Source organism: Mycobacterium sp. TY814 (genome assembly GCF_030755175.1).
GTDB lineage: Bacteria > Actinomycetota > Actinomycetes > Mycobacteriales > Mycobacteriaceae > Mycobacterium.
In genome coordinates this window covers 813080-830664 of the sequence record NZ_JAUFRY010000002.1, presented here as the reverse complement: position 1 = coordinate 830664, position 17585 = coordinate 813080, and the positions used below count along the sequence as shown (strand labels likewise).

18 protein-coding genes are annotated in these 17585 nt (G+C 67.4%); 6 read left to right on the top strand and 12 right to left on the bottom strand.

The genetic code is table 11. The annotated features are described in order from the left end of the window. Window positions 1–19: 19 nt before the first annotated feature. Genes rpe through QXH22_RS17295 form a run of 3 tightly spaced genes read left to right on the top strand, consistent with a single transcriptional unit; the run spans window position 20 to window position 3465 of the window. On the top strand, window positions 20–730 hold the full coding sequence (gene rpe / locus QXH22_RS17305) for a ribulose-phosphate 3-epimerase (RefSeq protein ID WP_306276441.1): 711 nt from the start codon (window positions 20–22) through the stop codon (window positions 728–730). Continuing rightward, a complete protein-coding gene (tkt, locus tag QXH22_RS17300) occupies window positions 727–2733 on the top strand; it encodes a transketolase (protein WP_306239729.1) in 2007 nt (668 codons plus the stop codon). Before rpe ends, tkt begins: the two co-directional genes overlap by 4 nt. Window positions 2734–2736: 3 nt before the next feature. Continuing rightward, window positions 2737–3465 (top strand): HAD-IA family hydrolase, encoded by a 729-nt coding sequence (locus QXH22_RS17295; RefSeq protein WP_306239728.1) that lies wholly within the window; start codon window positions 2737–2739, stop codon window positions 3463–3465. Window positions 3466–3529: 64 nt separating this feature from the next. On the opposite strand, the gene hypE is transcribed toward QXH22_RS17295, so the two are convergent. From hypE to hypF, 4 genes are read right to left on the bottom strand one after another with little or no spacing between them, the layout of a single operon-like run. Then, a complete protein-coding gene (hypE, locus tag QXH22_RS17290) occupies window positions 3530–4597 on the bottom strand; it encodes a hydrogenase expression/formation protein HypE (RefSeq protein WP_306276440.1) in 1068 nt (355 codons plus the stop codon). Beyond that, on the bottom strand, window positions 4590–5693 hold the full coding sequence (gene hypD, locus QXH22_RS17285) for a hydrogenase formation protein HypD (protein ID WP_306276439.1): 1104 nt from the start codon (window positions 5691–5693) through the stop codon (window positions 4590–4592). Before hypD ends, hypE begins: the two co-directional genes overlap by 8 nt. After that, window positions 5690–5977: a HypC/HybG/HupF family hydrogenase formation chaperone gene (locus tag QXH22_RS17280; RefSeq protein ID WP_306239725.1), complete on the bottom strand. Its 288-nt coding sequence runs from the start codon at window positions 5975–5977 to the stop codon at window positions 5690–5692. Before QXH22_RS17280 ends, hypD begins: the two co-directional genes overlap by 4 nt. Then, entirely contained in the window at window positions 5950–8250 is a 2301-nt protein-coding gene (gene hypF, locus QXH22_RS17275) for a carbamoyltransferase HypF (protein ID WP_306276438.1), read from the bottom strand. The genes QXH22_RS17280 and hypF overlap by 28 nt, the downstream gene beginning before the upstream one ends. 176 nt (window positions 8251–8426) lie before the next feature. Between hypF and QXH22_RS17270 the strand changes: the two genes are divergently transcribed. From QXH22_RS17270 to QXH22_RS17260, 3 genes are all read left to right on the top strand, one after another. After that, window positions 8427–8768: a hydrogenase maturation nickel metallochaperone HypA gene (locus QXH22_RS17270; RefSeq protein ID WP_306276437.1), complete on the top strand. Its 342-nt coding sequence runs from the start codon at window positions 8427–8429 to the stop codon at window positions 8766–8768. 12 nt (window positions 8769–8780) lie between these two features. Next, window positions 8781–9593, top strand: coding sequence for a hydrogenase nickel incorporation protein HypB (gene hypB / locus QXH22_RS17265; protein ID WP_306276436.1), 813 nt, complete (start codon window positions 8781–8783; stop codon window positions 9591–9593). 404 nt (window positions 9594–9997) lie between these two features. After that, window positions 9998–12277, top strand: a complete 2280-nt coding sequence (locus QXH22_RS17260) for a SpoIIE family protein phosphatase (RefSeq protein ID WP_306276435.1) — start codon at window positions 9998–10000, stop codon at window positions 12275–12277. Window positions 12278–12322: 45 nt separating this feature from the next. On the opposite strand, the gene QXH22_RS17255 is transcribed toward QXH22_RS17260, so the two are convergent. The 8 genes from QXH22_RS17255 to QXH22_RS17220 form a co-directional block, all read right to left on the bottom strand. Continuing rightward, window positions 12323–12772, bottom strand: a complete 450-nt coding sequence (locus QXH22_RS17255; protein WP_306239717.1) for an anti-sigma factor antagonist — start codon at window positions 12770–12772, stop codon at window positions 12323–12325. Window positions 12773–12880: 108 nt separating this feature from the next. After that, a complete protein-coding gene (locus tag QXH22_RS17250) occupies window positions 12881–13357 on the bottom strand; it encodes an ATP-binding protein (RefSeq protein ID WP_306239716.1) in 477 nt (158 codons plus the stop codon). A gap of 118 nt (window positions 13358–13475) precedes the next feature. After that, a complete protein-coding gene (locus QXH22_RS17245; protein WP_306276434.1) occupies window positions 13476–14102 on the bottom strand; it encodes a class I SAM-dependent methyltransferase in 627 nt (208 codons plus the stop codon). Further along, entirely contained in the window at window positions 14099–15031 is a 933-nt protein-coding gene (locus QXH22_RS17240) for a class I SAM-dependent methyltransferase (RefSeq protein WP_306276433.1), read from the bottom strand. Before QXH22_RS17240 ends, QXH22_RS17245 begins: the two co-directional genes overlap by 4 nt. Before the next feature lie 104 nt (window positions 15032–15135). Next, a complete protein-coding gene (locus tag QXH22_RS17235) occupies window positions 15136–15405 on the bottom strand; it encodes a hypothetical protein (protein ID WP_306276432.1) in 270 nt (89 codons plus the stop codon). Between the two features lie 91 nt (window positions 15406–15496). Further along, window positions 15497–16360: a hypothetical protein gene (locus tag QXH22_RS17230; protein ID WP_306276903.1), complete on the bottom strand. Its 864-nt coding sequence runs from the start codon at window positions 16358–16360 to the stop codon at window positions 15497–15499. 90 nt (window positions 16361–16450) lie between these two features. Next, the gene (locus QXH22_RS17225) at window positions 16451–17062 is read right to left on the bottom strand and encodes an RES family NAD+ phosphorylase (protein WP_306276431.1); all 612 of its coding nucleotides are present in this window, start codon (window positions 17060–17062) and stop codon (window positions 16451–16453) included. Continuing rightward, a complete protein-coding gene (locus QXH22_RS17220) occupies window positions 17055–17567 on the bottom strand; it encodes a hypothetical protein (protein ID WP_306239711.1) in 513 nt (170 codons plus the stop codon). The genes QXH22_RS17225 and QXH22_RS17220 overlap by 8 nt, the downstream gene beginning before the upstream one ends. Window positions 17568–17585: the final 18 nt, after the last annotated feature.

The following is a 17585-nucleotide window of genomic DNA, read 5'->3' as shown; positions in this document are numbered from 1 at the left end:
GAGCCACCATAGTTTGGCCATGGAGGTAACGGAGGTGGTGGTGAAAGTGGTGGACCCAGTCTTGGTCGCGTCGGTGCTACCGGCGGACTTCGCCGAACTCGGTCGCGACGTGGCAGAGATCGAGAACGCCGGCGTCGACCGCATCCAGTGGGACGTGATGGACGGCCGGTTCGTGCCGAACCTGACGTTCGGGCCCGACGTGATCGCCGCCTGCCGCGACATCGTGACGATGGGATTCGAGGCGCACCTGATGGTCGAGGATCCCGACCCGATGTTGCCGCGCTGGGTGGAGGCGGGTTGCGGAATCGTCATCGTGCATGCCGAAGCGTGCCGGCACCTGCATCGCACCCTGTCCAGCATCCGCGACCTCGGCGCCCGCGCGGGCGTGGCGCTCAACCCCGCCACTCCCCTGGCCTCGGTCGTCGACGTCCTCGACATCACCGACCTGCTGTTGATCATGACCGTCAACCCGGGATTCGGCGGGCAACGCTATCTGACCGGCATGGAGCCCAAGATCGCCGCTGCCAGAGCCGAAATCGACAGCCGCGGACTGGAAATCGAGCTCGAGGTGGACGGCGGTATCGGCCCGTCCACGATCGGCCGGGCCGCGGCGGCCGGGGCCGACGTGTTCTGCGCCGGTTCCGCTCTGTTCGCCGGTTCCATGCCCGAGCGCGCCGAGGCGCTCCGTGCCGCCGCCCGCCACATCGACGAAAGCCTGGTGACCCGATGACCATCGCACCGCTCACCCACGAAACATCCACCCGCACCGACGAATTGGATCAACTCGCGATCAACACGCTGCGGTTCCTGGCCGTCGACGGGGTGCAAGCCGCCAACAGCGGCCACCCCGGGCTGCCGTTGGGCACCAGCGCCATCGCGTGGACGCTGTGGTCGCGGCATCTGCGCCACGACCCCGCCGACCCGCGCTGGCCGGACCGGGACCGGTTCGTGCTCTCCGCCGGCCACGGCTCGATGCTGCTGTACGCCCTGCTGCACGTCTTCGGATACGACCTGCCGGTCAGCCAACTGCGCAAGTTCCGTCAACTCGGCTCGGCAACGCCCGGCCATCCCGAATACGGCCACACGCCCGGCGTCGAAACCACGACAGGCCCACTGGGACAGGGCATTGCGAACGCGGTCGGCATGGCGCTGGCCGAACGGATGCTGGCCGCCCGCTGCAACACCGACCAGCACACCGTCGTCGACCACCGCACCTGGGTGCTGGCCGGCGACGGCGACCTGATGGAGGGCATCAGCCACGAGGCCGCCTCACTGGCCGGACGGCTGCGGTTAAACAAGCTGATCGTGATCTTCGACGACAACGACATCACCATCGACGGTCCGGCCTCGCAGAGTTGCGCCGACGACGTCGAGGGCCGGTTCGCCGCCTACGGGTGGCGGGTGCTCAATGTTGCCGACGGCAACGACGTGCCGGCCCTGGACCGGGCGTTCACCGAGGCGACCGACGGGGATGGCCGGCCCACCTTCATCCGGGTGCGTACCACCATCGGCTACGGTGCTCCCGGGGTCGAGGGAACCTCGAAAGCCCATGGCAGCCCGTTGGGTTCGAGCGTGATCCAGGCGATGCGCACCCGTCTGGACTGGCCAGACGAGCAGTTCCATGTGCCGCTCGCGGTGGGCGCGGCGGCGGCCGTGGCGGCCGCGCGCGGTGCCCGGGCGCATGCGCAGTGGGCCCAGACGCACGCCGCGTGGCAGGTCGACCATCCGCAACTGTCCGCGGATTTCCCGTTGGACTGCATTCCGGTGGCCGACGATCTGTCGGTGCTGACGCCGCTGGCCGATGGTGCTGCCGCGGGCGGAAAGTCGGCGACCCGCAAGGCCTCCGGCAAGGCGCTCAATGCTCTGGCCGCGGTCTATCCGGGCCTTATCGGGGGGTCGGCGGACCTGGCCGCCTCGACCAACACCGCGATTCCGGGCGGCGATGTCACACCGGACGACTTCAGCGGCCGCACAATTCATTTCGGGATCCGCGAGCACGCGATGGCGGCGGTGATGAACGGCATCGCCCTGCACGGCGGGCTGCGCCCGTTCGGCAGCACCTTCCTGGTGTTCGCCGACTATCTGCGCCCGGCCCTGCGGCTTTCGGCGCTGATGAATCTGCCGGTGGTGTATGTGTTCACCCATGACTCGGTGCATGTCGGTGAGGACGGCCCCACACATCAGCCCGTCGAGCAGCTGGAGTCGCTGCGGCTCATCCCCGGACTGACCGTGCTGCGGCCGGCCGACTCCGCCGAGACCGCACTGGCGTGGCAGATCGCGGCGGACAACACCGACGGCCCAACGGTGTTGGTGCTCAGCCGGCAGGACCTGCCTGAGCTGGGTGGCTCGGGCCTGGACGATGTTCGCCAGTACGGCATGCGGGTGGTGCGGCCCGTCGCCGACACCCCGCATGTGATGCTGGCGGCCAGCGGCTCTGAGGTCGCGCTGGCGATGCAGGCCGCAGAACTGTTGGCCGAGCGCGGGATCGCCGCGATCGTAGTGTCGGTGATGTGGCGGGAACGAATCGCGGCGTTGCCCGACCTGCCGGTGGTGTGGATCGAGGCCGGAGTGACCACCGGGTGGCGGGCCCTGGCGAGACCGTTTGACACGGTGATCGGCATCGAGCGATTCGGCGCCAGTGGACCGGGGCCGGAGGTCGCCGCACACCTGGGCCTGACGGCGGCCGCGGTCGCCGAGGCGGCGCTGCACAGCATCGCCCGAGCGTCCGGGTGACGCATGGCGCTGCAAGCTGTCATCTTCGACGTCGACGGGACGCTGGCCGATACCGAGCGCAACGGTCATCGGCTGGCGTTCAACGACGCATTCGCCAAACACGGCCTGGACATCGTCTGGACGCCAGAGGTGTACGGCCGGCTGCTGGCGATCGCGGGTGGGCGCCGTCGAATCACACATGACCTGCGACAGCGAGGATTCGGTACCCGCGCCGGGCGGTTGGCCGAGGACGTCCACCGCACCAAGACGGCGCTGTTCACCATGCGCGTCCTCAACGGTGCGATCTGCGGGCGGCCCGGGCTGTCGAAGCTGATCACCGATCTACACACCTCCGGTGTCCGCGTGGGAATAGCCACAACCGGCCGCAAGCGCTGGGTCGAACCATTGGTCCGGCACGTGGTGGGTGATGGTGTCGCGGAGGTGATCGTCACCGGAGACGACGTCGACCGGCTCAAACCCGACCCCGAGGCCTACCTGACGGCGCTGGATCGGTTGGGTCTGCCCGCCGAAGATGTTCTGGCGGTTGAAGACTCGTCGATCGGCCTGCGGGCGGCCCGAGGCGCCGGACTGGCCACCCTGGTGGTGACCAACGGCTACACCGTCGATCAGGACTTCACCGGCGCGGCGGCGGTGCGGACCGGGTTCGACCAACCCGGACAGTTGCTGGCGCAGGGCTGCCGCGAGGTGCACGGTCAGTGGTGGGCGGCGCGCGTCGGGGGCCGCCGACAGTGAATCGCACGACGCCCCAGCGGCGCGTCGCGGCGTGGGATTCACACTCGCCGCGACCACCCCGCGCTCAGCAGATCCGCGGAAGCTGTTCGCCCAGTTGACGTTCGATCACCTGGGTGGTGCCGAACGGTGTCTTGCCCACTACCATGCCCGGATGCTCTGGCACTACACGGCCGATGATCGCCGCTGCAGCGCCCTCCGGCCGCGCCCGCATCGCCTCCAGCACCGCCTCGCTGTGTGACGGGTCGACGAACGCCACCATCTTGCCCTCGTTGGCCACTTGCAGCGGGTCCAGTCCCAGGAAGGAACAGGCCGACGACACCGTCTCCGGTACGGGAATGGCGGCCAGGTCCAGCTCGACTCCCACCGATGCGGCACGGGCGATCTCGATGACCGACGCCACGAGCCCGCCCCGGGTGGGGTCGCGCAGGGTGTGCACGGCAGTTCCCCCGGCCGCCAGCATGGCCGCGACCAACAGGTGCAGCGGTGCGCTGTCCGTGGTCACCACGGTGCCGAAGTCGATCCCTTCCCGCACGCTCATGATCGCCACACCGTGTTCGCCGAGGTTTCCCGAGACGAGGATGTGATCGCCGGGACGGGCCCGCTCGGGTCCGATGTGCACGCCGGCCGGGACGACGCCGACCCCGGCGGTATTGACGAAGAGTCCGTCGGCGCTTCCCTTGGCCACCACTTTGGTGTCTCCGGTGACGATGCCCACTCCCGCACCGGCAGCGGCCTTACCCATGGTCTCCGCGACGGCGCCGAGCACGTCGAGTTCCAACCCCTCCTCGAGAATGAACCCGGCCGTCAGCCCCAGCGGTTGGGCTCCGCTGCAGGCCAAGTCGTTGATGGTGCCGTTGACGGCCAAGTCGCCGATGTTGCCGCCGGGGAAGAAAAGCGGTTGCACCACATAGGAATCCGTGGTGACGGCAATACGCCCGCCGGCGACGTCGAGCAGGGCCGAGTCGCGTGCCGCACCGGCCGTGCCGCCGAACGCCGGGAGGAACAGATTCTCGATCAATTCCTCGGACAGCACGCCGCCGCCTCCGTGACCGAGCACGATGCGTTTGGTCTCGCGCAACGGCAGCGGGCACACCCAGTCCGCGGGATCGATCGCCACGGGTGGCTCAGGCATGTGCGGAGGCTTCCAGCCGCCGGAACTGGTAGTAGGCCGCGCAGGCGCCTTCGCTGGACACCATGGTGGCGCCCAGCGGCGTCCGCGGTGTGCAGGATTTGCCGAACGCCGGGCATTCGTTGGGTTTCAGCAGCCCCTGCAGCACTTCCCCGCTGTGGCATTCGGCGGACTCCGACACCCGCAGGTGTCCCACCCCGAACTTCAGCTCGGCGTCGAACTGCGCATAGCGCGGCGACAGCGTCCATCCGGACTTGGGGATCATGCCGATGCCCCGCCACTGCCGGTCGGTCACCACGAAGACGTCCGAAAGAGTCTGCTGCGCAACGGTGTTGCCCACGTCAGTCACGGCTCGCGGATACGCATTGCGTAGCTCCGGTGTTCCCGCCTCCAGCAGATCGACCACCTGTCGGACACCCTCCAGCAGGTCCAGCGGTTCAAAACCGGTGACCACGATGGGAACGCGGAACTGCTCGACGAGCGGCCCGTACTCACCGGTGCCCATCACGGTGCAGACGTGGCCCGCCGCCAGGAAACCCTCGACGCGGTTGGTCGGGGCACTCAGGATCGCCGTCATGGCCGGCGGCACCAGCACGTGAGACACCAGCATCGAGAAGTTGGTGAGCCCCAGGCGCTGCGCATGCACCACCGCCATCGCATTCGCCGGAGCCGTGGTTTCGAAGCCAACCCCGAAGAACACCACCTCTTTGTCGGGGTTGTCCGCAGCCACCCGCGTGGCGTCCAGCGGCGAGTAGACGATGCGGACGTCGCCACCTCTGGCCCGGACCCCGAACAGGTCCTGACGACTGCCGGGCACCCGCAGCATGTCGCCGAAGGAGCAGAAGATGACGTCGTCACGTGCGGCGATCTCGAGCGCCCGGTCGATCATCTCCAGCGGCGTCACGCAGACCGGGCAGCCGGGCCCGTGAATGAATTCCACCGCTCCGTCCAGTAACTGGTCGATCCCGTTGCGGATGATCGAATGCGTCTGTCCGCCACAGACTTCCATGATGGTCCAGGTCTTGGTGGCGCGCTTCTTGATGTGGTCTACCAGCGTGCGAGCGGCCACCGGGTCGCGGAATTCGTCCAGGTACTTCATGCCGGTTCCCTCCTGCTCTGCCCTGCCACTTGCCCTTCTGAGCCGGACAGCTCTTCATCGAGTACCCCGAGTTCCTCGAACATGCGCAGCGTTTCCTGAGCCGAGGCCTCATCGAGCCGGGTGATCGCGAATCCCGCGTGCACGATCGTGTATTCGCCGATCTGCATGTCGGGCAGGTACGCCAGGCACACTGTCTTGGTGGTGCCGCCGAAGTCGACGGTGCACATTCGCGTGCCCGCCTCCTCCCAGGTCTCGACTACCTTGCCGGGAATTCCGAGACACATACGCTGGTCCCCCTTTCTTGTTGCTGCGCCGCGATGACGGCCTGACCCAACGCGAGACCGCCGTCGTTGCAAGGCAACACCGCGTGCGTCAGTACCTCAAATCCCTTGTCGGCCAATTGACTGCGCAGTCCTTCGCGCAGTATCCGGTTGACGAACACACCACCGGTCAGGCCGACGGTGCTGATCCCGGCCTGGCATACCGCCTGCACGGTCGCCGTGATCACGGCGGCATGGAATCCCGCCGCCAGGTCGGCTGCCGGTGTGCCCCGGCGTAACGCCCGCACCAGTGCGACGATCAGCGGTGACGGGTCCAGAACGCCTGCGTCCACGCCGAATTCCAGCGGTACCGCCCGGCCGCGACGGGCCAGGTGCTCGAGTTCGACGGCCGCCTGCCCCTCGTAGGTGACGTCCTGGCAGACTCCGAGCAGGCTGGCCACCGCATCGAAGAGGCGGCCCATGCTGCTGGTCGGGACACACCCGCTGCCCCGGGGTATCTGTTGAGCCAGCACATGGCGCTCCCGGTCGGTCAGACCGTCCACCGCCGGAATGCCGGGCGCCCAGTCAGTTCCCGTCCGGTGCAACAGATCAAGCGCGATCCGGCCGGGGCGGCGTACCGCCCCGTCGCCGCCCGGCAGCGCGAACGGTTTGACATGTCCCACCCGCGTGAACGACGCAGGGTCGGTGACGATCAGGAATTCGCCACCCCAGATGGATCCGTCAGTCCCGTAGCCGGTGCCGTCGAACGCGACCGCGAGCATCGGCGTACCGAGGCGGCCGTGCTCGGCGAGCAACGACACCGCGTGGGCGTGGTGGTGTTGCACCTGCACCAGCGGCCGACCCTGCCGGCGTGCCCAGTTGGTGGTCGCATAGGCCGGATGCAGATCACAGACAATGGCACCCGGACGGCAGTCGGTCATGAACGCCAAATGGCCAAAGGCCGATTCGAAACAGTCCTGCGTGCGCGGGTCGGCCATGTCGCCCAGATGCGACGACAGGTGCGCGTGGCCGTCGGTGGACATCAGGCAGAAGGTCGTCTTGAGGTCGCCGCCGGTGGCCAGGATCGGCGTGCGCGTCGTCGTGACCGGTACCGACACCGGCAGCGGCGCATAGCCGCGGGACCGCCGGATCGGCACCACACTCCCGTCTGCGTCGACTGCGAGCACCGAGTCCTCGCACGGAACGTGAATGGGACGGTCGTGGGTGAGCACCGCGTCGGCGAGCCCGTCGATCCAGCTGAGGTCGGCGTCGCGGAAGACGATCGGCGATCCACCGCTGTTGGCGGACGTCATCACCAGCGGCACCGGACCCAGCCTGTCGAACAGCAGATGGTGTAGCGGCGAATACGCCAGCATCACACCGATTTCGGACAGACCCGGCGCCACCGCGTCTTGCAGCGAACCGTCACGTCCGGACAACAGCACGATCGGTGCGGCGGGCGACCGCAGCAGATTCGCCGCCTCTCCGTCGACCTCGCAGATGCGCTCAGCCACCGCAATATCGGCCACCATGACCGCAAATGGCTTGGCCGGCCTGGATTTCCGTCGCCGCAACTCTGAAATTGCGGCGGGACTGTCGGCGCGACAGGCGAGGTGGAACCCGCCGATGCCCTTCACCGCGACGATCAGGCCGTCATCGATCGCCGCGGCGGCCGCAGCCACCGGATCGTCACCGGCGCCCGGGCCGTGCCACGACAACGTGGGCCCACACTCGGGGCAGGCGATGGTCTGGGCATGGAAGCGGCGGTCGAGCGGGTCGCGGTATTCCGCCGCGCACCGCTCGCACATCGGGAAGGCCGCCATCGTGGTGGCGGGACGGTCGTAGGGCAGATCGGTGATCACCGTGTAGCGGGGACCGCAGTTGGTGCACGTGATGAACGGGTGCCCGTGACGACGGTCGCCCGGGTCGCGCAGTTCGCGCAGGCAGTCCTCACAGACCGCGATGTCGGGTGGGACCAGGGTGCGGCGGTCGCCGCTGCGGCTACCGACGATCCGGAAGCCGGACTCTCCGGTGGGCGCCACCGGGGTGGTGCGGATCGAGTCGATGCGGGCCATCGGCGGCTGGTCGGTGCTGATCGCGCGCGCCGCGGCATCAACCGCGTCCGGTGGCCCCTCCAGCTCGCAGTGCACCGAACCGGAGTCGTTGTAGACGCAGCCGGACAGGCCGTGGCGCGCGGCGATGCGCGCGACCGCGGGACGGAATCCGACGCCTTGGACCACGCCCGCAATGTCGAGTCGCAACCGCACGCTCGTCACCGTGCCACTCCGACTGCCCACCCGAACCTCCTGAGCAGCAATGGACCCCCGCGCCCACAGGGCTGGCGGCGCGGGCGGTCTCGCTCAGGCTAGACCGGCCCGAAAGTGCCGACAATCACAATTTCGCACACAAAGTCTGCGTTTTTCCGCACTCAATCTTCGCGACACCGATAACTCGGAGAGGGCAGCATGGTGTAGTGCACGAATTGTCGCTCTGCCATGCGATCGCGGGGGTGGTCAAACCGCACGCGGCAGGCCGTCATGTCGATGTGGTCCGGGTGCAGGTCGGCGCGCTGCGTCAAGTGGTTCCCGAGTCGTTGGAATTCTGCTGGTCGCTGGTCTGTCAACATCTCGACGACACCATGGCCGACACCGCATTGGAGCTCGAACTGGTGGCCGCCGAGGTGCAGTGCCGGGGCTGCGGATCGCGCTCACAGATCGAGTCACGATGGTCGGTGTGCTGCCCGGAGTGTGAGAGTGCCGACGTCGAGGTGGTCCGCGGTAACGAGTTCCTGGTGACGTCGGTCCAGGTGTCATGAAAGGTCAAGCAAATGGGTAGATTTCACCGGCACGACGACGGCACCGTGCACAGCCACGAACACGACGACCACGATCACCACCACGGCCATGACCATGACCATGACCATGACCATGACCATGGTGACCACAGTGGTTATTCGACCGGTTCGCAGCGCATCGAGGTGCTGGAGTCGATCTTCGCCGAGAACGACACCCGCGCCGACATCAATCGCGCGGCGTTCGAAGGCAACGGCATCCGCGCTCTGAACCTGATGAGCTCACCAGGCTCCGGCAAGACCACGGTGCTGGCCGCCACGCTCGACGAACTGGCCGGCGATCTGGCGGTCGGTGTGATCGAAGGCGACATCGCCACCGACCTCGACGCCGCGAAACTCGGCGGCCGCGGCGCCCAGATCTCGCTGCTCAACACCAACAACGGCTTCGGCGGTGAGTGCCACCTCGACGCCCCCATGGTTAACCGCGCCCTGCAGGGACTCGACCTGCCCCAACTTGATCTGGTGATCATCGAGAACGTCGGCAACCTGGTCTGCCCGGCCGAATTCGATGTCGGCGAGCACGCCAAGGCGATGGTCTACTCGGTCACCGAGGGCGAGGACAAGCCGCTGAAGTACCCGGTGATGTTCCGGTCGGTCGACATCGTGCTACTCAACAAGATCGACCTTGTTCCTCACCTGGACGCAGACGTCGACACCTACATCGACCATGTTCGGCAGGTGAATCCGACGGCCACGATTCTGCCGATAAGCGCACGCACCGGTGAGGGCATGACGGCATGGTTCGACTGGTTGCGGCAGTTCGCCGGGTTGGGTGCGCGGGCGCGGTGACGAGCCGCCGCGTGTGAGATTGCCGACGGTCATCACAGATTCGAAATTCCCGTCCGTTCCGCGGCAAATTCGCTCGCACCCGCCGAAAACTAATCGCCCGGCTGGTCCGGGCAATTTTTGCGGAAGCATTCTTGCGAGGCGCGTTGCAGGCGACATGCCGAAACGCCACAGGAAATGGGCGCAACGCCGACGGGCCACGTGGCAACGAACCGTGCATATGCGTAGATTGTCTATAGGTTGAGACGCCAGCCTTCCATCGTGCGGATTGAATTCTCGGATGCGGGCATCCGCCCGAATTATTTTCCGCCAGCTAGCGATGCCCCTTCAGGGGCCGCGGGAGAATTTGTGCTTGTGCGTCGGCCCCCTGCCGAGCAGGCGGTACCCAGAGCCGATTCGGCAGCGCCATGACGAGCAGCCAGCGGTGGTTGTCGGCAACGGACGATCTGCCGGTCCCCGACCTGCTCCCGGCCGGTACGCCCATCGACCTGGACAACTGCGCCCGGGAACCCATTCACATCCCCGGCAGCGTTCAGCCGCGCGGCGTGCTCGCGGTGGTCCGCGAGCCCGATTTCGAGATCCGGCAGGTCAGCGCCAACGTCGCCGAATTGCTCGGTCGTTCGGTGGACGACGTCCTGGGCCGACCGCTGTCAGAGCTGATGGGCGCCGAGCAGGCCGGCATGGTCGAGCAGGCGGCGTCGACCTTCGGCGATCTGAGCCAGCGCAACCCGCTGGCCTGCGACATCGACGTCGCCGGACAGTCCCGGGCATTCGACGCCATCTTGCATCGTGGACCCGGCGGCGTCCTGTTGGTCGAGATCGAAGTCGCCTACGGCGAGCGGCCGTTCTCGTTCCCGAACACCTATCAGGCGGTGCGGAACTCGGTCGAGGAGCTCAACCGGGCCGACTCGCTGGCTGAGCTGTACGCCATCACCGCGCGGGCGGTGCGCGACCTCACCGGCTTCGATCGCGTGATGGTGTATCGCTACGACGAGGATTACAACGGCGAGGTGGTCGCCGAGTGCAAACGCGAGGACCTGAATTCGTTCCTCGGTCTGCACTACCCGTCGACCGACATCCCGGCGCAGGCGCGGGCGCTGTACGAGAAGAACTGGCTGCGGCTGATCGACGATGTCGACTACACACCCGCGCCGCTGGTGCCGGCCATCGACCCGGATTCCGGGTCGGAGCTGGACCTCACCCATGCCACTTTGCGCAGCGTGTCACCGATCCACATCGAGTATCTGCAGAACATGGGCGTGCATGCGTCGATGTCGATCTCGCTGCTGCGGCACGGGCGATTGTGGGGACTCATTGCCTGCCACCACTACGCCGGTCCGCACCTGCCACCCTTCGGCACCCGGGCGGCGGCCGAGTTCCTCGGATCGACCCTGTCGCTCCGGCTCGTCGACCGTTTCGAAGGCGATCAACTACACAAGCGGCTGTCCGCTCAGGCGGTGTTGGCCAAAATCACCGCCGCGACGCTGGATGATCGGGAACCGCTGTCCGCCGCGCTGCTCGGCGCACCCGATCTGCTTGACCTGGTGGCCGCCGACGGCGTCGTCGTCGACATGCAGGGCGACTACCAGGCACTGGGCTCGGTTCCCCCGCCACACGTCGTGTCTGCCGTCGCGAACTGGGCACGGGGTGCCGGCGATGAGATCGCCGGCACCGACTGCCTGTCCCACGAGTTGCCCGAGCTCAACCTCGATCCTGAACTGGCCGCCGGGGCGCTCGCGCTGAATCTGCCCGACGGGCAATGCGCCATCTGGTTCCGCCGGGAGGTGCTGCGCTCGGTGGATTGGGGCGGTGACCCGCACAACAAGACGATCGTCCTGGGAGAGGGAGACGAGGTCCGGCTCAGCCCCCGCAAGTCGTTCGACCGGTGGCGCGAGGTCGTCCGCCAGCGCAGCGATCCGTGGAGCCTGAGCGAGATGGAGTCGGCTGAGTCCCTGCGCCGCCACCTCGTGGAATCGCTGTACCGACGCACCCGGGGCGCTTTGCGGGTGGCCGAACGGGTGCAGCGCAGCCTGTTGCCGGAGTCCATCCCGGCGCTGCCGGAGTGGCACCTGTCGGCGCACTACGAGCCGGCAGCCGGCGACAACGTCGGCGGTGACTGGTACGACGCCTTCGAGTTGCGCGACGGCCGGCTGATCGTGTTGATCGGCGACGTGGCCGGACACGGCATCACCGCCGCCGGCACCATGGCACAGCTGCGCAACGCGCTGCGGGCCCAGTTGTTCGCCGGCGCCACGCCCGCTGATGCGCTGGATCAGCTGAACGCTTTCTGCCTGCATCTGATGCCGAGCGCGTTCGCCACGGTCGTCGCGGCCCGGGTCGACCTTTCCTCCGGGCAGGTGGAGGCCGCCTGCGCGGGCCACTTGAAGCCGTACCTGACCAACTCCTCGCCGACCGCGTCCCTGGCACCGATCCAGCTTTCGCCGCCCATCGGCATCAAGGGCGTGACGTACGAGGCAAGTACGTTCACCGTCGAGCCCGGCCACGGGCTGGTGCTGTATTCCGACGGCCTGGTGGAGCGACGCGGTGAGTCGATCGACGACGGGCTGGATCGGTTGGCAGAGACCCTCGGCCGGGCCAACACCGCGCCGGCGTCGTGGATCTGGACAGAGATGGCCTCGGACAACATCGACGACGACGTCACGGTGGTCGCCCTGCGCCGGCCCTGATGCGGGTCACCGTCATCGAGCGTGACGGTGACGCGGGAGGGCTAGTTAGCTGGCCTGCTCGCGGCCGTGTTCGACCAGTTGCAGGCACTGGGGGGCGGTCTCGTGCACCGGGAGTATGTCGCTCAGTCCGCAGACTGCGATGGTCCGCGCAACGGAGGGATGCAGGCTCACCAGGCACATCCCGATTCCTCGCTCCCGACACCGGTTCGCCTCTTCGGCCAGCGCAAGAAGCGACGAGCACGAGAGGAAGTCCACGCTGTTCACATCCACCATGAACAGTTGTGGCGCGCTGGCGAACGCCGACGCCTCCGCCAGCAGCAAACGCCATGTGTCGTCGTTGAGGGCGTCGATCTCGCCGCCCACGTAGACGATGACCGCAGCATCGAAGCCCTGGACCGCAGCCCGCAGCGTGCTGTTCTGCGCACCCAGCTCAGAAACCAGACGGGCGCTCAATCGTAAAGGAGCGGCAAACACTTCGGTGGCGGCAAGACTCATGACGCGCTCCTCGGTATCGGGACCCACGGCTGTGGACAGATGCTGGGCAGCCCCTTGTCTGGAACCTGTCGAGGATTAGCCGTATTCGGGGTGCTTGAAACCCCCGCTTCAACTGGCCTGGCTGAGGACGAAGCTCTTGGGCGGACACCCGTAAAACCGCAGACACACGCTGGTGCCGTCACTTCCGCCGTCGATGGCGCAGTCATCGGCCAGAGCGCGCATCAGCACGATGCCGCGACCGCGCATGCTCGATGCGTCGAAGTCGGGCTCCAGCCAGCGGCCGTGGTCGACGACGCATACCTTCAGTTCGGTGGTGGCCGGGTAGTAGGAGATCTGCAACGTCATGGCGCCCACCCGTCCGACCACCCGATACGCATGGTCGGCACAGTTCGACATTGCCTCGTCGGTGGCCAGCACGATGTCGGCCACGCGCTCCTCGCCCAGCTCCAGGTGACGGTCCAGCCATTCGCTGAAGGAGCGGCGGAAGGTCGCGACAGTGCCGGCGTCAGCGATGCCGGTGTGCGTGTGGCACAACTCGTCGGCCGCACCGAAGCCGACGGGATCGCTTGACGTGGAACCGCTCACGGCTAGTCGGCTACCCGAATGCCTCAGCGGATACACCTCATGTGATCGGTCCCCCATAGATTTTGGGGTCTCGTCGTCCTATTGAGACCGCCGCGTTACGGACCGCGGCGCTGCCGCCCTAGGCCTTGGCGCCCACCGTGATGAGGTCCGAAATGATCTGAGTCCAGAACGGCCGGCGGACGCGGTGCTGGTCAGTGATCGTGAAACCGACGTCCTCGAACAGGGCTCGCATCTCTTGCGGGGGCGGATTGTGCTGCGGTTTCCACCGACTGGGAACCTGGACGAAATGCTGTCGAGCGCTCAGCGTCGCAACGGCCACCAGACCACCCGGTGCCAGCACGCGATGGAACTCGCGCAGCGCGGCCGGTTGATCGAAAAAGTGGAACGCCGAGGTGGTGACGACCGCATCGAGTGCGCCGTGGTCGAAAGGAAGCTGCTCCGCCGGGCCGCGCAACCAGTGCACTCGATCGGATTTCGCACGAGCCTGGGCCAGCATGCCGTCGGACATGTCGACGCCGTAGATCTCGCCCGGGTGCAGTTCCCGCTCGATCCGAGCGCTGAGAACCCCTGTTCCACAAGCGATATCGGCAATTTTGCGGGACTGGTGGGCGCGCAATTGAGCGATCACCTCGTCATGCGGCGGCCGGTAGACCCAGTGCTGAAGAAACGGCAGGTCGTAGGCCGGGGAGAGGAAGCTCCACATTCCCGTCACCGCGCTGTTGAGGGTGCGGCGCGGCGCGCTCACTTGTGCAGAACCGACGCGTAGTAGGTGGTGTCGGCCATCGTCACCGAATCGTGAGACTGCGGCACGGCCTCGAGCCCGTTGTCGGCCAGGAGCTGGTTCATCGGGGTCCCTGTCGAGCGCCATCCCAGGCCGTCGAGATAGGTGGCGACATCCTTGCGTTCACCTTCGAAGCCGAGGTCTTCAAAGTCCAGCTCGAACCCGTGGTCGCGCCACTTTGCGGTGGAGCGGCGCATCATCTCGCGCGCTTGTTCCATATCCCGCTCCGGTTGGGGCGGAAGCGCCTCCACCGCGAGGCGGCTGCCGTCGGCGCTGAGGGCGGTGATGTTGTCCATCAGCAGGTCCTGCGCCTCGGGCGGGAGGTACCCGAGCAGACCCTCGGCGATCCACGCGGTCGGCCGCTCGGTGTCCAGGCCGGCGTTCCGCAGCGCCGTGGGCCAATCTTGGCGCAGGTCGATAGCGACGGTGCGCAGGTCGACGGTCGGGGCCGCTCCCAGTTCGGCGAGGGTCGCCGTTTTGAACGCGATGACCTCGGGCTGGTCGATTTCGAAGACGGTCATATCGTCCGGCCAGCTCAGCCGGTACGCGCGGGCGTCCAGGCCGGACGCGAGGATCACGGCCTGCCGGATGCCGGCGTGTGTCGCGTCCTGGAAGAACGAATCGAAGAAGCGGGTCCGGGCGGCCATCGCGGCGGGCATGTGCCCCAGCTTCCAGCTCGACTCCTCGTCGTCGATATCAGCGTCGGCGAGGTCGCCGCTGACCCACCGAGTCAAGAAGTCGACGCCGACGGCCCGAACCAGCGGTTCGGCGAACTGGTCGTTGATGACCGGATTGTCCGTCTTGGTGGCAATCGCGCGGGCCGCGGCAACCATCGTCGCCGTCGCCCCCACGCTGGTAGCCAAGTCCCAGGTGTCGTTTTCTGTGCGTGGCACGCCTGTCTCCCATGTCCAGCCGGAAATTACTTAGCTAGTTTAACACTTAGCCAGGTTAAAGACCCGGCCGGAAGGCCGGTGTGAAGCAACTCGCCTGGCAGGGCCTAGCGGCCGGGCCCCCCGGGTCCGCCGGGGCCTCCGGGACCGCCCGGTCCGCCGGGCCCGCCCGGTCCGCCGGGCCCGCCGGGCCCGCCCGGCCCCCCGGGTCCGTTTGCGGCCGGAGCCACGAACACACACTCGTTCAGCTCGACGCTCCAGGCCCAGCCGGGTCCGCACTCGTCGGCACGGCTCGTCGCCGGCATCACGAACGCCGGTAACACGCTGAAAGCCAGAATCATCGCGCCGATTGCGCACTGCCGGAGGAATCTGACCATCGCACGCCTCCCCTGTGTCATCGTCCGGCGACCGCCGGGCGTCACCACGATTGTCTACCCGCGGCCACCACATGCGTAGGGGTTCGCCGGACTAACCGAAGCGCACTCCCCGCTTGCGCGCCCACAGCACGGCCACGACCGTTCCGGTCAGCCAGACAGCCATAGCCATCGCCAGATGCACGAAACTCTTGGTGTCGCGGCCGAACACCGGTCCGATCGCCGCGGGGATCTGGGTCCACATCACCCTGTGCTCCACCCCGCCCATCGGATCGGCCACGTAGTACAGCGCATAGGGCAGGGTGATCGCCAGCAGCCAGCCGGCCGTGCGGCGCAGGTTGCGTCGCTGCCGCCACCGGCGGAGCAGTGGCTCGACCCCCACCGGGTGCATCACCGAGATGACATTGCCGACGCCAAGCCACGACACGATCGGCACGGCGACATTGGGGATCGTCATCGCCATCTGTGGCACCCCCTCCTTCCACATCGTCAGCGCGGCTGCCACCGACAAGGTGGGAAGTCCCACGATCACGATCAACGCCAGATTCTTAATCACCAGCACCCGCCACAGCGGCACGCCGTCCGACAAGCCCTGGGCGACCCGATAGTGGTCGCCACCGAGCAGATTGGTGGTGGTCACATCGGCAAGGACGAACGAGGAGAAGTAGGTGCTGACCAGGACCACCCAGTCGAGCTGATTGTGGTGGAAGTGGTGGGGCATGTGATTGCTGTGCACCACGGACAACGGCTGGACCACCAGCCATGCGGCCGCCAGCACCAGATTCGCCATGACGCCCGACAACCAAGTGCGTGGCGGATGAAACGCCCAGCGGATCTCGGCGCCCACCGCCGCCGGTAAGGGCTTCTCGAAGTCCTTGGCCGCCCGTCGAGCCGCGGCCGGACGAGGGGCCGACGCGCGGGCCAGGGCGCGCAAAGCAGCGCGGACCTGGTGGTGCATCGGCGCCTCGGGCGTCTCTGTCTCCGACATGTACTCCCTACCGAAAACGACTGTGGGTGCACGGTACCCGGCTTCGGCGGTGGTGCCGGCTCAGATCACCCAATTGACCGTGAAGTCATGCCGCAGCACCAGGTCGACGAGGACGTCGGTGCGGCTTCCGAGCGCCCACGACTGCGCGGCGAACGCGTCGTGGGCGAAGAAGGCGTAGTTGACCGACGTTTCGGGTGTGGTGCGCGACCGGTACACGATGGCGTCGAGATCCGGCCACCAGCGACGGGCCGCATCGGCCAGGTGATGGCACTGCCGCCACACCCGCGCGCGTTGGCCGGTGCTGATCTGGTCGTCCACGTCGAGGGCATCCAGATTGCGCTGGGTCCGCAGGTCGAAGATCCGCAGCGGCCGGCTCGAGACGAGTCGGATCAGATACTGCGAGGCGTGGTCGGCGGGGATGGTCCGGCCGGTGTCCCGGTAGCGCTCCCGGAAGGCTCCCTCGGCCGCGGTGGCGGCGTAACGGGTACGGAATGCACCCGATACCGGATCGAACCGGAAGCGCGGCTGCGGGAATCCGCTCCAGGTCCATTCCGCGGGCTCGGCGGCTTCCGCTCGCCACAACTCGATGCCGGCGGGCACCGTCCTGCTCGCCAGGCCCGCCGGCCGCTTGAGCGGCAGCGCACGCCGGTATCCGCCGGGAAGACTAGGCACCGACGGCGTTGAGCAGCTGCCAGGCGGTGTTCGCGGTCTTCTTGCGGCGCAGTGCCTCCGAGATGGACGCCCCCGCCAGCTCGTCGCGCTTGATCCGCATGATGCGATCGGCGACGACCGGGTCGGAGGTGAATCGCGCCAGCAGGAGCAGTATCTGTGGGAGGTCCGGACGCAACCGGCCGCCGTCGAACTGCCAGGCCGGGAACCAGGTGTTGTTGCCGACGGTGACACCGAGCACCTTGCCGCGCCGGCGCAGTTCGTGAACCGCCTGCGGAGTCTCGTAGCCCAGCCGCGACTGGACCTCGCGCGTCGGCAGAGCGCCGGCCCGGAAATCGGTCAGCACGCCGTCGCGCCGCTCACTGTTGAGCTTGCGGGCGGCGATGCGCTCCAGTTCCTCCATCGGCACCGTCGGCACGTCCAGCAGCGCGTCGAGGAGCCTGGCGAAATCCGGATCGCGCCGGACGCGTTCCTCAACCTGACTGACGAGCGAATGGACCGGAGACATAGCGACATTGTAGCCCGG

Excerpts from the sequence above, each read along its gene's own strand:
- rpe (WP_306276441.1), top strand. The coding sequence starts at position 20 with ATGGAGGTAACGGAGGTGGTGGTGAAAGTGGTGGACCCAGTCTTGGTC.
- tkt (WP_306239729.1), top strand. The coding sequence starts at position 727 with ATGACCATCGCACCGCTCACCCACGAAACATCCACCCGCACCGACGAA.
- QXH22_RS17295 (WP_306239728.1), top strand. The coding sequence starts at position 2,737 with ATGGCGCTGCAAGCTGTCATCTTCGACGTCGACGGGACGCTGGCCGAT.
- hypE (WP_306276440.1), bottom strand. The coding sequence starts at position 4,597 with ATGCCTGAGCCACCCGTGGCGATCGATCCCGCGGACTGGGTGTGCCCG.
- hypD (WP_306276439.1), bottom strand. The coding sequence starts at position 5,693 with ATGAAGTACCTGGACGAATTCCGCGACCCGGTGGCCGCTCGCACGCTG.
- QXH22_RS17280 (WP_306239725.1), bottom strand. The coding sequence starts at position 5,977 with ATGTGTCTCGGAATTCCCGGCAAGGTAGTCGAGACCTGGGAGGAGGCG.
- hypB (WP_306276436.1), top strand. The coding sequence starts at position 8,781 with ATGGGTAGATTTCACCGGCACGACGACGGCACCGTGCACAGCCACGAA.
- QXH22_RS17260 (WP_306276435.1), top strand. The coding sequence starts at position 9,998 with ATGACGAGCAGCCAGCGGTGGTTGTCGGCAACGGACGATCTGCCGGTC.
- QXH22_RS17255 (WP_306239717.1), bottom strand. The coding sequence starts at position 12,772 with ATGAGTCTTGCCGCCACCGAAGTGTTTGCCGCTCCTTTACGATTGAGC.
- QXH22_RS17235 (WP_306276432.1), bottom strand. The coding sequence starts at position 15,405 with ATGGTCAGATTCCTCCGGCAGTGCGCAATCGGCGCGATGATTCTGGCT.
- QXH22_RS17230 (WP_306276903.1), bottom strand. The coding sequence starts at position 16,360 with ATGCACCACCAGGTCCGCGCTGCTTTGCGCGCCCTGGCCCGCGCGTCG.
- QXH22_RS17220 (WP_306239711.1), bottom strand. The coding sequence starts at position 17,567 with ATGTCTCCGGTCCATTCGCTCGTCAGTCAGGTTGAGGAACGCGTCCGG.